The following is a 15147-nucleotide window of genomic DNA, read 5'->3' as shown; positions in this document are numbered from 1 at the left end:
GGCGTGTGAAGCGCCCTTTGTTTTTGCCGGACCGCTAGAGCAGCTTGCGGTCGATCTGCGGCACCATCGGCGCGAACTGCAGCAGACGATCGGCCTGCGCGCCGATGAACGCCGATACGGTCTGCACCAGCGCACGCTCGTCGCCGATGTAGAGGTCCGAGCTTGCCAGCCCAGGCGCGAGCGCCTTCGCGGCCTGCGCCAGGCGCGTCATCTCCCGCGCCAGGAAGCGCGGCGCCGTACCCGTACGCTGCGCGAAATCCGCGAGCGCAAACGGCGTGATCTCTTCGAGGCGGAACGCATCGCCGTAACCCATCGCCATGTCCTGCTCGACCTGCTCTCCGTATGCATTGACGGAAACGAGGTCGTACATCGGCGCGGGATCGAGGCCGCCGCCATGCACGAAGAACGACAGGTTCTTGCCGTGCGCGTCGCTGTTGCCGATCAGCAGTTGAAACAGCGCCCAGCGGATCATGAAGGTGCGCGCCGCAGCCGGGTTGTCCAGATGCCGCTGGAGCGAAAACAGCTTCTCGAAGCTGACGCCCTCGCGGATATTGCGCACGTCCAGCGTATTGCCGAAATTCCGCTCGTATTTGAACGACACGGGCAAGTCCAGCGCCTGGCAGCCGTCGATCACATGGCGGCGTTGCACGGCTTCGACCGACTGGCCGTCTGACGCATCGAGCACGACACTGCGATCGAACCGCTGGATCAGCAGGATCGGTTCGGGAATGCGCCGGATCGCGACGGGTGCCGCCTGCAAGCCCATGCGCGATGCGAGCGTCATGCAGTAATGCTCGTTGGCGACCATGCACGGCGTCACGGGACTGCGCGATTCCGGCTTGAGGATGTGTGTCGAACTCAACGGCCCGTCGGCGAGCGCGATGCGTTCGCCCTCCAGCAGCACCTGCAGCTTGTCCTGATAGCCCGCCACCGATAGACGCACCTTGCCGTCCCACACAGGGAACGGAATCGCGTCGCGCTCGCGGATGCGTTGGCTCAGTTCGTCGAGTGAGATTTCTCTGCGTGCAGGCGGCGGGTCATTGGGCCTGACGTGCTCGACCTCGACGGGCTGGCCCGCTTCGTCCGTCGCCAGAAAGCTCAATGCGCCGACGGGCTCCTTGCCGAGCATGCGAATCAGGCCATAGGTGTTGTCCTTCGACACCTGATAGACGACGGACGCGACGTCGAGCGCCCGCCCCTCCGGCAGTAGATTCGCGATGAAGCGATGCACGGCGCCGCCAGCCGGCTCTTCTCCCGACAGCGGAATATGCGGTGACAACGGAAACGCATTCCGGCGCGCCGTCCAGGTTCCGTCGTACGCGAAACGATAAAGACTTTGTCTCGCGTCGAAGTCCAGCCGGCCAACGGCGCCTTCGTGCGTCGTGACATGAAGGGTATGCGGCATCAGGGCTGCTCCGGCGTCGGTTCGACGGCATCGAGCACCGCGCTGGTCTGCTGGTTCGTGAAGACCAGCAGGTTCAGGCCGAGACCGTCCAGCACCTTGAACACCTTGTCGAGACTCACGGAGCGGCCGTTTTCGAGGCGCGACAGCACGTCTTTGGAGACGCCGAGCATGTCGGCCGCGTCGTCGATGCGCAGCGCGCTTTGCGCGCGCCGGTTGCGCACTAGACGGCCCAGCGCGGCCATGTCCCGGGCCAATGGAGTGACCGTCGTCGGTCGGGGTAAGGTGCGAGCCATAGTTCCGCAATTCCAGGAATAAATCTGCCTGCCGAGTCGGCAGATGGATAATGGCGAGAATATCGGAATTATTGGGCCAGGTCGCAACGAATGTCAATAATTCCTATAATTCAGGAATTATCCTTGTTGCTCTTGTTTCAGATTGATAATTCCTGAAATATAGGAATTATAGAGATGTGACGCCTTCTTGCGACGTCCCAGGGCGAACCACCGTAGAAAAAGAAGAAGGACGGCGTAGCCGTCCCTTTCCGTTGTTTCACCTGGTCATCGAAGCGGCTTGCGCGCTATGCCGCCGCCTGGATCGCCTCGTTGTACACGGCCGCGACCCGCTTCGCGATCACGGGGTTGTCGAAGTTCGCGCGAGCGTACGCGCGGCACGCATCCGCATCCGGCAGCCTGATCGAGCCGTCGAACGCCTTGGCGAGTCCATCGGCGATCGCGTCCGCGCCCGTCGACGGCAGCACGAGATCCTGCGACAGCCCCGCCACCGCTTCGGGCAGACCGCCCACGGGCGTCACCAGCACGGGTGTGCCCGAAGCCAGCGATTCGACGGTGATCAGGCCAAAGCCTTCGAGCGCCACCGTCGGCACGACGCTGATATCGGCCGCGCGATACAGCGACGCCAGATGCTCGTCGGGCACGAAGCCCAGCAGCTTCACGTTGTCGCCCAGGTCCGCATCGTCGATACGTTGCTGCAACTCTTGCTGCAAGCGGCCCTTGCCGGCGATCAGCAGCAGCACGTCCGGCTGGCGGCGCTTGACAATCTTCACTGCGTCGATCAGATCTTCGAGACCCATGCGCCGCACCAGACGCCGCACGGCCAGCACGATCGGCCTGCCGAGCGGCAGTTGCAGGCGCAGGCGCGCTTCGTTTTGCGTGAGAGGCAGATTGAACTGGTCGACGTTCACGCAGCCGGGAACGACGCGCACGCGGTCGGCGGGAATGCCGTAACGCGACGTGAGAATCCGGCCGAACGCATCGGACAGCACGATCAGTCGCGACGAGCGCGCATACACCGCCTGCTCTAGATAGCGCTTCGCGCGCTGGCCGAGCGAATCGGCGCCTTCGACGTGGCTCTCGTCGGCCCACGGTCCCTGGAAATGCGAAACCTGCGGAATGCCGCGCGTCACGTCGAGGCCCGGAAACGTGTACAGCGCGAAGTGCGACGAGATCACGTCCGGGCGCTGCTCGCGGATCTCGCGGCGCAGCGCGCGGCGCGCGGCCATCAGGCGCAGCGGCAGCGATTGCGCCGCCGAGCCGAAGCCGTTGATCGCGCCGTTGGTGTCCTGCGCGACGCGCTCAGAGCCCGCGACGACGCCGCGCACTTCGACGCCCGCGCCGGGCAGCGCGCCGATCAGCGAGTAGTACATGCGGTCGAGACCGCCCGCGCGCTCGGGAAACCAGTGCATGCCGATTTGCAGCGATTTGATGGAACGAGTGGTCATGGTGTGTGCCTTCCTTGTCGTTGTCGATGTGCGCGAGCGCGTCATGCGCATCAGGCGCGGTCCGCGCCTTGCGGTCCTGCGAGCACGTTCGCCGGCAGCGCTTCGGCGTCGGCGTCGTTGCGGTTGAGGGTTGTCGCGCGGCGGCGGTCTTCGCGCCGCCCCGCGATCTGTCGATACAGCGCGATGTACTGCTGCGCCATGCGCGCCCAGCCGAAGCCCGTCGCGAGTTCGTTGGCCGCGCGGCCCATCGCGAGACGTTCGTCGTCGTTCGACGCGAGCTTGCCGACGGCCTGGGCGAGCGCTGTGGGATCGTCAGGATCGTCGAGCACGATGCCGCACTCGGGCGTGATGATCTCCGCCCCGCCCGCCGTATGTGCGGTCACGACGGGCAGGCCCGCCGCCATCGCTTCGAGCAGCGACAGGCTCATCGCCTCGTAGCGCGACGGAAACACGTAGGCATCGACGGAATGCATCAGCACGGGCATCTCTTTCACGAGCCCCAGAAAATGCACGCGGTGCGCGATGCCGAGCGCCTTCGCTTCCTCGGGGTACGGACTGCCGGGCAGATAACCCGCCACCGCGAGATGCACGCGCTCGGGCAGATGCGTGAGCGCCTTCAGCACCGTGCCGAGGTTCTTGCGCGGCGTGCGCAGATCGCCGACGAACAGCAGCAGGAACTTGTCCTCGGGCAGCTTGAAGCGCGAGCGGTCGCCTTCGGCAGCGGCGAAGCCCTGCGTATCGACGCCGTTGTAGATCACGTCGAGCCGGTTGCGCGGCGTGAGCCCGATCGCGGCGATTTCCGCCGCGACCTTCTGCGACACCGCCGTGATCACGCGCGAGCGCCGGTAGGCCCAGCCTTCGAGCACGGCATTGGCGCGCGTATAGACGAACTGATACGCGGACCACAGCCCCTTGCCGAGGCCGAACGGGTAGTACTTGCTCTTGAACCAGCCGGTATGCACGAAGTGCGCGGTGTTGACGTCAGCGGGCATCCACGTGATGAAGCCGTTCACGTGCAGGACGTCGTATTCGCGTCGATGCATGCGCAGCCACCACGCGCTCTTGAGCGCGAACACCTGCTGGCGCAGCAGATTGGTCGGCCAGAAGCGGCCGATCTTCACGGGCACCCACTTCACGAGGGGATGCTGCAGCAACTCGGGCGCGACATGCGAGGCAACCAGCGTGATCTCGATGTTCTCGTCGAGCGCCGCGCGCGCGATCTCGTGATTGACGCGGCCCTGCCCGTCGTTATGACGCACCACGTGCGTGACGATGGCGACTCTCACTCAGTGGCCTCCCTGAAAGAATGATGGGCGGCGCCGGTTCAGCTTCTGATAATGCGCCGCGGAAAGAATCGAAAACACGCCCATGAACAGCAGCAGGCCGCCCGTGCCGACGAGCGAATTGGTGAACACCAGCATCGCGAAGATCGCGAGCGCGAGCGACAGCGACGCCGACGCGAACTTGTCGTCGCGCAGCCTGAACGACGCGCGCAGCGCGCGCATCAGCAGCCAGATCACGCCCGACATGTACAGCAGCGTCCCCGGCCAGCCGAGCACGAACGGAATGTTCATCACGCCGCTGTCGAAGTTGCCGTACTGGCCGAGCTGGCCGCCGTCGTTCGAGAGCTTGGTCGAGGTGCCCGTCGCGCCCAGCCCTTCGCCCGTGACGTCGGTGAACGCGGTCTTCGCGAAGGTCGCGTAGAACTCGTTGCGCGCGGCGTAGCTCTGGTCGTCGTGCAGATTGACGATCGTGTCGAGGCGCGCCTGCATCCGCTCGGCGACGGGACCGACGGCGAGCAGCGGCACACACAGGCCCGTCAGCAGCACCGCGCTCGCGACGATGCGGATACGCACCTTGTTGTCCGACTTCACGAGCTGGATCAGCATCGCGATCACCCAGCCGCCCCACGTCGAGCGCACCAGCGACAGGCAGAACGACAGGAAGCCGAACGCGCCCGCCACCCAGCGCACGCGATGGTTCGCGGCCATCACGTAGACCATCGCGCCCATCATCGCGAGCGCGAACGGGCCCGACGAATTCATCGTGCTGAACACGCGCACGCCGAACGGCACGGGGTCGCCCTGCGAGTTCATCTGCGAGCCGAGCATCCACAGCGCGTCCCACTGCGGCATGATGAAAAACTGCACGAGACCGTAGCCGCCCATCAGCAGCATGCCCCAGATGAACGTGTTGACGATGGTCTCGCGGAATTCCGGGTACTGGCGCGAGTGCGCCATGATGTGAAAGCCGATCAGGATTGGATAGACCCAGTTGGCGAGGTCGTACAGCGCCGCGAGCGGCCCGGCCGACACCACGCCGATCATGAACGCATACGCGAGCCCGCCGAGCACCAGCAGCACGGGCAAGCCGCGTCGTTGCGCGAGCACGGGGTAGAAGCGGATCAGCGAGAGTCCGCTGATCATCGTGACGGCGAGCGGTGCGACCTGGATCAGGCTGGTCGGCGTGAACGCGCCTTTCGACCAGTCGGCGAGCCGCCGCACTTCGGGGCTCAGGAACCACAGCCACCACATGTAGCCGACGTACTTCGCGGGCGCCTTGAAGTACAGCCAGAAACCAACGGCGATCGACAGCACCGGGAACGCGAGCGTGAGCACCGTGCCCTGGTGCGCGACGATCAGCATCGCCGTGACGAGCCACAGCAACGCAGGCGGCAGCCAGTCGCGACGCTCGCGCCTGACCGCGCGCGCCGCGTCCTCCATGCCCGCTCGTGCAATCGACGACATCGCTTACATCCCTCCCCGGCTCTGCGACGGCACGGCGTCCGCCTGATGCTCGCGTTCGCGCTTGCCGTGCGGCACCGTCTGACCGCGCCGGCGCAGCAGATCGCGCGTGATCTTCACGTGCTGTTGCGCGTAGTGCTGCGTCGTGTGATCGCGTGTCAGGAGTTCCGTCGCGGCCGCCTGCGCCTGTTGCAGCGCGTCGCCCGGCGACGTCATCAGGCCCAGCAGCGCAGTGCGCAGCGCGTCGGCATCGAACGGCGGCACGTACGCCGCCGCGCGAGCCGAAAAATAATCCTGCAGCCCGCCCACGTTCGTCACGACCATCGGCTTGCCGACGGCGGCCGCCTCGAGCATTACCGTGATACCCGACGCATGCGTGTTCGGCCGCAGCGGCACGACGATCACGTCGGCCCAGTCGTACAACTCGCGCTGCTTCTTGAGTCCCGCAGCGGGCGCGACCTGCACGTTCAGCGAATGCAGCGAACGCGGAATGCGCCGCCGCGTCGCGAGCCGCACCGCAAAGCGCGGATCGTTGCCGACCGCCTTGATCAGCGTTTCCCAGTCGCGGTCGCGATCGTTGCCGATGGCCGCGATGCGCAACGGCGTGCCGGGCTGCCATTGTTTGGGCTGCTGCACCGGGAAGTCGCGCGTGTTCAGTCCGTAGAACAATTGCGTGGCGTCGCGATCGAAGTAGTCGCGGCACAGTTCGGCGTTGTCGCGCGCGAGCGTCGTCAGCAGATCGGCACGGCCGATCAGCTTGCGATAGAACCAGCGACGCAACACGCCATACTCCTGCCACTTGTCGATCAGCCACACGCTTTGCGCGACCAGCAGCGGCCGCCGGGTTTCGTCATGGCGCTTGCCGTTCATCAGCAGCATCAGCGCGGCGGACAGCCATTCGTGTTCGGTGTGCGTCCAGATCACGTCGGAGCGCAGCATCTCGTCGCGGTTGCGCAGCGTGTGGATCAGATCGAAGCCGAGCATCGTCTTCAGCGCGCGGCGCACGAGGCGCACCGGCTTGCTTTCCGGCACGTCCTGCGAATAGCTGAGCTTGAATTCGTCCGACTCGGCATGGTGATAGCCGTACAGGCAGCCGATGTCCTCGCCCTTGCGATAGAAGCGCGGATCGGCGCCGTAAAACAGATGCACGTGGACCTTCGTCGTCATGCGTGCACCCCCGCGCCGCGATGCGCGGCATACGCGCGGCGCGCTTCACGCGCGCCCGTGCGCACGGCGTGCCAGCGCGCGAGCTTGGTGCGCGCGCCTTTCGAGGTCAGCGCGAGCGCGGCGTGCACAGCGCCCGGATACACGCGCGTGCCGACGAGCGCATACCACCACCATGCGACTTCGCGCTGCGCGGGCGGCAACTGCTCGCGCAGGATCAGATGCAGGTTGTACGCGGCGTTGCGCACGGCCGTCATCGACTGCGCGTCGCGTCGGTCGTCGTCGAAACGCTCGGCGGGGAAATGATCGACGGCGACGCGCGGATCGTAGACCAGCTTCCAGCCCGCGTTCTTCACGCTCATGCTGAACGCCATGTCGTTGTGCACCTGCGCGCCCGCGCCACGCAGGCGGCCATCGAAACGGATCGAGCGGATCGCGTCGCGCCGGTAGCTCATGTTGGCGCCTTTGAGCAGATCGACTTCGCGCGCTTCGCCCACGCCCAGATGATGATTGCCGATGATCTTGCCCGAGCGCATCATCTTGCCGACCAGGAAGCGCGAACCGTCGAGCACGCCGCCCTTCTGATGAACCCAGTCGCGTCCGCCCAGTGCGCCCAGCCGTGCGTCGCCTTCGAAGGCCGCGCCGATGCGGCGCACCCAGTCGGCGTGCGGCGCGGCGTCGTCGTCGGTGATCGCGATCACGTCGCCCGTCGCGGCATCGAGGCCGCAGTTGAGCGCGGCCACCTGGCCCGGCAACTCGACGGGCGCGATGTTCAGCGGCAATGCGCCGACCACGAGGGGATCGGCGAGGCACGCGTGCGTCGCTTCGTCGTCGGGACGCGCGACCACCACGACTTCGTCGGGTACGCGCTCCTGTTTCTGCAAGGCCGCGAGGCAGCGCGCGAGGTCTTTCGGCCGGCGATACGTCGGCACCAGTACCGTTATCTTCATCCTGTACTCTCCGTGGCTTGTCGACGGCGCATGCGCCCTGCCGCACCGGCAAGGCGCGCTGCGCGCATCAGGTGCTCAGGTATTCCTGCACGGCCGCGTAGCTGCGGTCGTAGTTGCCGCGCGCGCGCGGCGGCATCGCGTTGAAGATCGCGCCCTGCACGTGCACGCCCGCCGAATGCAGACGCTTCAATGCATCGGCGATCTCGCCTTCGCTGTGCATGCCCGAGCGCACGACGAAGAAGGTCGAGCCCGCATAGCCGCCGATGATCGACGCGTCGGTCACGGCCAGCACGGGCGGCGTATCGATCAGGATCACGTCGTAGCGCTTGCCCAGCCCTTCGAGGTACAGCGGGAGACGCGGCGACATCAGCAGCTCCGACGGATTCGGCGGGCGGCGGCCGCACGAGATGAACGACAGGTTGTCGATCTCCGTTGCGCGCACCGCGTCTTCCAGCGAAATCTGCCCGCTCAGCAGTTCCGACAGACCGTTGTCCGGCGAGCCGCCGAGATGCTTTTCGAGCGCGCCGCGCCGCATGTCGCCGTCGATCATCAGCACGCGCTTGCCCGAATGCGCGAGCAGCACGCCGAGGTTGATCGTCAGGAAGCTCTTGCCGACGCCCGGCAGCGGGCCCGTGAACATCACGATGCGATTGCGCGCGTCCTGCAGCGTGAACTGCATCGATGTGCGCAGGCTGCGCAGGCTTTCGATGCACACGTCCTTCGGCTTGGCGTTCGCGAGCACCGCACGCTGGCGCGTGCCGCCGCGCACCGCGGCGTTTTCGAGCAGCGCCTGTTCCGCCGACAGCGGCACGAGACCGTACACGGGCAGATGGAACGTGCGCTCGACCGTTTCCGGATCGTCGATGCCCTTGAACATATTGCGGCGCATGAACACGAAGCCCGTGCCGACGATCAGCCCGAGTATCGTCGCCGCCGACAGGATCAGCATCTTCTTCGGCTTGATGGGCGAACCGGGACGCAGCGCCGCGTCGACGATATGCACGTTGCCGCCCGTGCCCGCCTTCTGCACCGACAGTTCCTGCACGCGGTTGAGCAGCAGCACGTAGATGTCTTCCGCGACCTTCGCGTCGCGCTGCAGTTGCACGGCCTTCACTTCCGTCGCGGGCAGATCGCGGAAACGGTCCGCGTATTTGCTGCGCTGCGCCTGCAGTTCGGTCATCTGTTCCTGCGCGGCCTTGATCATCGGGTGATCGTCGCCGTAGCGCTGTTCGAGCTGCGAAATCTGCAGACGCAAGGCGGAGATCTGCTGCTCGTACTGCACGCTGCCTTCCAGGTAGACCTTCGCTTCGTCGCTCGCGTTGATCGAGCCGCTCTTGCTCTGATACGCCGTGAGCGCCGCTTCCGCGCGTTCGAGATCGGACTTCAGGCGCGGCTCTTCGCTCTTCAGGAAGTCGAGCATGCGGCTCGCGTCGGCCTGCTTGGTGCGAATGTGTTCGAGCAGATACGACTGCGCGAGCGCATTGGCGACGGCAGCCGCGTGCTCGGGGCTCTGGTCTTCCAGCGAGATCGAGATCACGCCCGTCTGCTTGCCCTGCTCCTGCACGTTGATCGCGGACTGGAACGCGGCGATCGCGTCCAGATCGTTCGCGCGCATCACGGTGAACTGCGTGCCCGGGCGCGCCACCAACTGCTTGACGAACAGCGTGACGCCGCCGCCCTGCGCGGGCTCGCCGGCCTGGCCGCGCAACAGCAACTGGCCGTCGGGCGTCATCAGCGTATAGCGGCCGTTGTCCATCGCGGTGAGGATCAGCTTCTGTCCTTCGAGCGTGGGCGTCACGTCGATCGAATCGACGTCGGCGACTTCGCCGCCCCACGCATACGAGCCGAGGCCGAGCCACGGTTTGGCAGGCTGGCCCGGCGTCGCGAGGCGCGCGGCGAGGCTGCCGAGAATGGGGAGCGTCTTCGGCGTCACCGAGAAGTTCAGCTTCATCTGCTGAACCACGGGTGCGACGACGCCCCGGCTCTTGATCATTTCGATCTCGGCGTCGGTGGGGATCGTGTTCTGCCCCGTGATCGTCGCGCCCGTTTGCGTCTGGGTGAGCGCCTGCGACGTGTTGTCCGACGCCTCCACGCGCACGTGCGCATCGGCCGAATACACGGGCTTCGCGACATAGCAGTAAAAGCCGGCCATCGCGACGATGGTCGCGGCGATGCCGATCAGCCACCAGATGTCGTCGATGATCACCTGCAGCAGTTGGCCGAGGACCACGTCCTCTTCTTCGGTTCTGGCCTGCATGGCCAGCTGGGGATTGGCTTGAGTGCTCACTTGGATACTCGCTTGAGTGCTCAGGGTTGACCCGGGTCGGGTCGCCGCCTGCATCCGGCGCGTTGCATCCGTCTGGTTCGGGATGCGAAGCGCCGGCATGCGGGCAGCGGTTCAGGCAACGCGTCTGCAACGGGATGCCGATGCAGACGTCGATGAAGACATCAGCGCGTCAGCTGCTTCAGATAGAACAGCGTCTGCACCGTCGGCAGCACCTGCTGCAGCACGCGGTTGAAGGTCGTCGAGGCGGCCGTGCCCACGTACACCACGTCCATCGGCTGCAGCTCGAACTGCGACGACAGCATGATTGCGTCGGGCTGCGTCATGTCGAGGCGATACACGTCGGGTGTGGTCGGCTTGTCCTTCATGCCGCGCATCACGTAGATCTGGCGCGGGTTCGCGTCGGTGTCGAGAATGCCGCCCGCCTGCGTGAGCGCATCGGCGATGGTCAGCTCGCCCTTGTTCATCGGCACGGGGATCGGCGTCTTCACTTCGCCCATCACGAAGATGCGCGTGTCGCTGCGGTCCGGCACGTTGACGATGTCGCCCGGTTCGAGCATCACGTTCTGCGTGGCGTCGCCCTTGTCGAGCATGCGGTTCGCGTCGAGCACGTAGAGCTTGCCCTTGCGCGTGAGACGCACGCGCTGCAGATCGGCGTTGTCGGTCGAGCCGCCCGAGCGGGTGATCGCGTCGACCAGCGTGAGCGGCACATCGGAGAGCGCGAGCGGGCCCGGCGTCTTCACGTCGCCCGTCACCTGCACCTTCTGGCTGCGGTACGACAGCACGCGCACGTCGACCTGCGGATCGCGGATGTACGGCACGAGCTTCTTGCCCAGCTCGTCGCGGATCTGCGCGGTCGTGCGGCCCGATGCGCGGATCCGGCCGACGAACGGGAAATAGATCGTGCCGTCGGGCGCGACCGTCTGCCCGTAGGGATCGGCCTGGCCCGGCAGCGCCTGGGTGTACGGCTGTTGCAACGCGCCGCCGATCGACTGCGTGGTGTTGCCGCCCGCCGACAGCGTGCTGCCGTTCGGCGTCGTCAGTTCCGGGTGGTCCCACACGGTGATGCCGAGAATGTCCTGCGGCGCGATGCGATAGACGTACTGCGTCGGATCGGCGAACGGACCCGGCGGCGGCAGCACCTGATGCGCGATCGCGTCCGCCGTTTGCGCCTGCTGCTTCTGGATCACCGAGGCATCGATCAGCGTGACCGGGTACGTCTCAGCAGGCTTGTTCTGCTGGTCTTCCTTCAGGCGCGACGTGTCGAGGTAATTCCCCGGCGCGGTGGCGCATGCCGACAGAAAAGTCGTCAGCACAAGAGATATCGTGATGTGTCGTTTCAGCATATTTTGTTCAGCCATCCCATGACGAGGTGTTCGATGTGCGCGAGGCTGTCGCGATACACGGCTTCGTCGCGTCCGTGCGGATCGACGACGTCGGCGCTGCCGCACGCTTCCCACTTGCCGAGCGCATACACCTTGCCGCGCGAAGTGGGTTCGAGGTCTTCCACGTCTTTCACTTGCCGCTGTTCGGTGACGAGGATCAGGTCGGCATCGCGCACGCTGCGGCGGTCGAGCCGCCGCGAGCGATGCGTGCCGGCCGTGCCGCCATCGACGCCGCGTTCTTCGAGCAGACGCCGCATCACGGGGTCCATGCCATGTCCGTCGATCGCGCGCAGACCCGCCGAGCGAAACGCGATGGACTGCGCGCCGCGTCCGTGCTGCCGCGAGCGGAACAGCCACTCGGCGGCGGGCGAGCGGCACACGTTGGCATGACAGACGATCAGCACGTTCGCGAACATGGGCGGCCTCCGTACAGGTCGATGAGGTCTTGCAGCGTTACAGCGCGGCGGCCGTCGCCCGCGACGCAGCGGCGTCGTGCGACGTGCGTTGCGGCTGCGCGGCCTGACGGCCGATCGCGTGATACTCGATGCCGAGTTCGCGCATCGCCTCCGGCTCGTACAGGTTGCGGCCGTCGAAGATCAGCGGCGTCTTCAATTGCGCCTTGAGGCTGTCGAAGTCCGGGCTCTTGAAGACCTTCCATTCGGTGAGGATCACGAGCGCGTCGGCGCCGGTGGCCGCCTGCATCTCTTCGTCGGCGAACGTCAGACGCGCCAGTTGCTGCGGCTTGCCTTGCAGGTCGAGTGCGAACACGCGCTTCGATTCGTCGATCGCGACGGGGTCATAGGCCACGACCTTCGCGCCGCGCGAAAGCAGTTCGGCGATCAGCGCACGGCTCGGCGCTTCGCGCATGTCGTCGGTGTTCGGCTTGAACGCGAGGCCCCATACAGCGAACGTGCGGTCCGACAGGTCCTCGCCCATGTGCGCGACGATCTTCTGCGCGACGATCTTCTTCTGCGTCTCGTTGACGGCCTCGACGGCTTCGAGAATACGCAGGCTGTGGCCCATCTCGCTGCCCGTGCGGATCAGTGCCTGCACGTCCTTCGGGAAGCACGAGCCGCCATAGCCGCAGCCCGCATACAGGAAGTCGTAGCCGATGCGCGGGTCCGAGCCCATGCCGCGGCGTACCGCTTCGATATCGGCGCCGACGCGGTCCGCGAGATTCGCGAGATCGTTCATGAACGAGATGCGCGTGGCGAGCATCGCGTTGGCCGCGTACTTCGTGAATTCGGCGGAGCGCACGTCCATGTACAGCGTGCGCTCGCGATTGCGGTTGAACGGCGCATAGAGACGCTTCATCAGCTCGCGCGCCTTTTCGCCGGGCACGTCGTCGTCACAGCCGAGGATGATGCGGTCCGGGCGCGTGAAGTCTTCGACGGCGGCGCCCTCTTTCAGGAACTCGGGATTCGACACGACCGAGAACATCTGCTGCAGGCCGCGCTGATCGAGTTCGTCCTGCACGGCCTGCGCGACGCGGCGCGCGGTGCCGACAGGCACGGTCGACTTGTCGACGATCACCTTGAAGCCCTTCATGTGACGGCCGATGTTGCGCGCGGCGGCCAGCACGTATTGCAGGTCGGCCGAGCCGTCCTCGTCGGGCGGCGTGCCGACGGCGATGAACTGGATGTCGCCGTGCGCGACGGCCGCCTCGATATCGGTCGAAAACTTCAGGCGTCCCGCCTTGCGGTTGCGCGCGATGATTTCCAGCAGACCCGGCTCGTGGATCGGCACGCCGCCGTTGTTCAGCACGTCGATCTTGCGCTGATCGACGTCGAGGCAGAATACGTCGTGCCCGATGTCCGCCAGACAGGCGCCCGTCACGAGGCCTACGTATCCGGTTCCAACGATCGTCAGGTTCATGAATTACACCTCGGAGATTGAATGGTTCAGTGAATGCGGAACGGCCGGCGTTCCCGCTGTGTCGTGCGTGGCGCGCGGCGTTCAGTACGCGTTGCTGCCCACGAAGCCCTTCCAGAACGTCAGGCCGACGATCTTCAGGTCGAGCCAGAAGCTCCAGTGCTGCATGTAGTACAGATCGAGCTTCACGCGGCCCATCATCTTTTCGATGCGGTCGGTTTCGCCGCGATAGCCGTTGATCTGCGCCCAGCCGGTGATGCCGGGCTTGATCCGGTAGCGGTGCATATAGCCCTTCACCAGATCCTTGTAGATGTCGTCGTGTTCGAGCGCATGCGGGCGCGGTCCGACCACCGACATTTCGCCGCGCAGCACGTTGATGAACTGCGGCAGTTCGTCGAGGCTCGTGCGGCGCAGGAAGGCGCCGACGGGCGTGATGCGCGGATCGCGGCGCGTAGCCTGGGTGATGCGGCCCGCCTCTTCCTTGTGGACCTTCATCGAGCGGAACTTGAAGATCTCGAACTCGCGTCCGTCGATGCCCTTGCGTCGCTGGCGGAAGAACACGGGTCCCGGCGAAGACAGCTTCACGGCCGCTGCGATCGCGAGCATCACGGGCGCGAGCATCGTCAGCGCGGCGAGCGCGAACAGGCGGTCGAACACGCGCTTGGGCAGCACGCGCAGATCGGTAATGGGCGACGCGGCGAGGTTGATCGCGGGCACGCCGAGCAGATCGACCATCGGCTGGCTGAAGAGCGTCAGGCTGCGCACATCCGGAATGAAGCGGATGTTCACGAAGTCGTTGCGGAACTCCATGACGAAGCGATGAATGATCTTCTCTTTCGACATCGGCAGCGCCATCCACAACTCGCGCACCGAGCGGCGGCGCATCTCGTCGATCATCGCCGCGTAGTCGCGCTGCACGGGCACGCCTTCGATCGCTTCCGGTCCGTCGGTGTCTTCGTAGTGGCTGCGGGAATCGTCTTCGTCATAGACGAGTACGGGACTGAAGCCCGCTTCCGGGCGGCCGCGCATCTGCTCGATCAGGAACTTGCCGTACGGCGCGCCGCCGACGATGGCCACCTTCTTCTGGTTGTAGCCCTCGCGGCGCAGGCCGCGCAGCACGGCATGCACGCCCGCCTTCGTGACGATCAGCAGCACGACGGTGGCAACCGCCCAATACGCGAGCCACAGGCGCGACAGCAGGTCCGCGCGGTGCAGGCTGAAGCTCATCAGGATGCCCGTCACCTCGACCATGATCCAGCCCATCGTCACGCGCCACAGCAGGTCGTACAGCGGCTTGCCGCGCCACGACTGATAGACGCCGAGCGCCGGAAAGAACAGGATCACGAGCAGGCAGTCGAACGCGAGCGACACGCTTTGCATGTCGTCGAGCCACACGAAGCCCTCCGCATGCACAGCGGCCGCAATCAGCGCGCCGAGCGCGACCATGCCGATGTCGATGATTCTCGATAGAACGCTCAGCATCTGCTGCACCTCGCCTTGTCTGTCAGTTCAATCAAGTTCTATTCGCGTCCGTTTGAGACTGGATGCCGCCGCATTCGTATTCGAATGCAATCGGCGCATTGGGTCGGCGAATTCCATACGCCG

12 protein-coding genes are annotated in these 15147 nt (G+C 65.7%); all 12 read right to left on the bottom strand.

Annotated features, from left to right (window positions below):
• Window positions 1–34: 34 nt before the first annotated feature.
• The 12 genes from G3N95_RS37415 to G3N95_RS37360 all read right to left on the bottom strand — a co-directional run bounded on the left by G3N95_RS37415 (window position 35) and on the right by G3N95_RS37360 (window position 15024).
• On the bottom strand, window positions 35–1405 hold the full coding sequence (locus G3N95_RS37415) for a HipA domain-containing protein (protein WP_205975110.1): 1371 nt from the start codon (window positions 1403–1405) through the stop codon (window positions 35–37).
• Window positions 1405–1698, bottom strand: coding sequence for a helix-turn-helix transcriptional regulator (locus G3N95_RS37410; protein ID WP_241019169.1), 294 nt, complete (start codon window positions 1696–1698; stop codon window positions 1405–1407). The genes G3N95_RS37415 and G3N95_RS37410 overlap by 1 nt, the downstream gene beginning before the upstream one ends.
• A gap of 284 nt (window positions 1699–1982) precedes the next feature.
• Window positions 1983–3143, bottom strand: a complete 1161-nt coding sequence (locus tag G3N95_RS37405; RefSeq protein ID WP_205975109.1) for a glycosyltransferase family 4 protein — start codon at window positions 3141–3143, stop codon at window positions 1983–1985.
• 50 nt (window positions 3144–3193) lie between these two features.
• Window positions 3194–4429, bottom strand: coding sequence for a glycosyltransferase family 4 protein (locus G3N95_RS37400; protein WP_205975108.1), 1236 nt, complete (start codon window positions 4427–4429; stop codon window positions 3194–3196).
• Entirely contained in the window at window positions 4430–5890 is a 1461-nt protein-coding gene (locus tag G3N95_RS37395; RefSeq protein WP_205975107.1) for a glucose-6-phosphate isomerase, read from the bottom strand.
• A gap of 3 nt (window positions 5891–5893) precedes the next feature.
• The gene (locus tag G3N95_RS37390) at window positions 5894–7054 is read right to left on the bottom strand and encodes a glycosyltransferase (RefSeq protein WP_205975106.1); all 1161 of its coding nucleotides are present in this window, start codon (window positions 7052–7054) and stop codon (window positions 5894–5896) included.
• Window positions 7051–8001, bottom strand: a complete 951-nt coding sequence (locus tag G3N95_RS37385) for a glycosyltransferase family 2 protein (RefSeq protein WP_205975105.1) — start codon at window positions 7999–8001, stop codon at window positions 7051–7053. Before G3N95_RS37385 ends, G3N95_RS37390 begins: the two co-directional genes overlap by 4 nt.
• Window positions 8002–8068: 67 nt before the next feature.
• Window positions 8069–10258, bottom strand: a complete 2190-nt coding sequence (locus G3N95_RS37380) for a polysaccharide biosynthesis tyrosine autokinase (protein WP_205975126.1) — start codon at window positions 10256–10258, stop codon at window positions 8069–8071.
• Window positions 10259–10449: 191 nt separating this feature from the next.
• Window positions 10450–11631, bottom strand: coding sequence for a polysaccharide biosynthesis/export family protein (locus G3N95_RS37375; protein WP_205975104.1), 1182 nt, complete (start codon window positions 11629–11631; stop codon window positions 10450–10452).
• Window positions 11625–12086, bottom strand: a complete 462-nt coding sequence (locus G3N95_RS37370) for a low molecular weight phosphotyrosine protein phosphatase (protein WP_205975103.1) — start codon at window positions 12084–12086, stop codon at window positions 11625–11627. Before G3N95_RS37370 ends, G3N95_RS37375 begins: the two co-directional genes overlap by 7 nt.
• 37 nt (window positions 12087–12123) lie before the next feature.
• The gene (locus G3N95_RS37365) at window positions 12124–13545 is read right to left on the bottom strand and encodes a UDP-glucose/GDP-mannose dehydrogenase family protein (RefSeq protein WP_205975102.1); all 1422 of its coding nucleotides are present in this window, start codon (window positions 13543–13545) and stop codon (window positions 12124–12126) included.
• An 81-nt stretch (window positions 13546–13626) separates the two neighbouring features.
• Entirely contained in the window at window positions 13627–15024 is a 1398-nt protein-coding gene (locus tag G3N95_RS37360; protein WP_205975101.1) for an undecaprenyl-phosphate glucose phosphotransferase, read from the bottom strand.
• Window positions 15025–15147 lie beyond the last annotated feature (123 nt).

Source organism: Paraburkholderia sp. Tr-20389, assembly GCF_017104565.1.
Lineage (GTDB): Bacteria > Pseudomonadota > Gammaproteobacteria > Burkholderiales > Burkholderiaceae > Paraburkholderia.
Note: the sequence above shows the minus strand (reverse complement) of the source record. Positions and strands in the feature narration are given on the sequence as shown.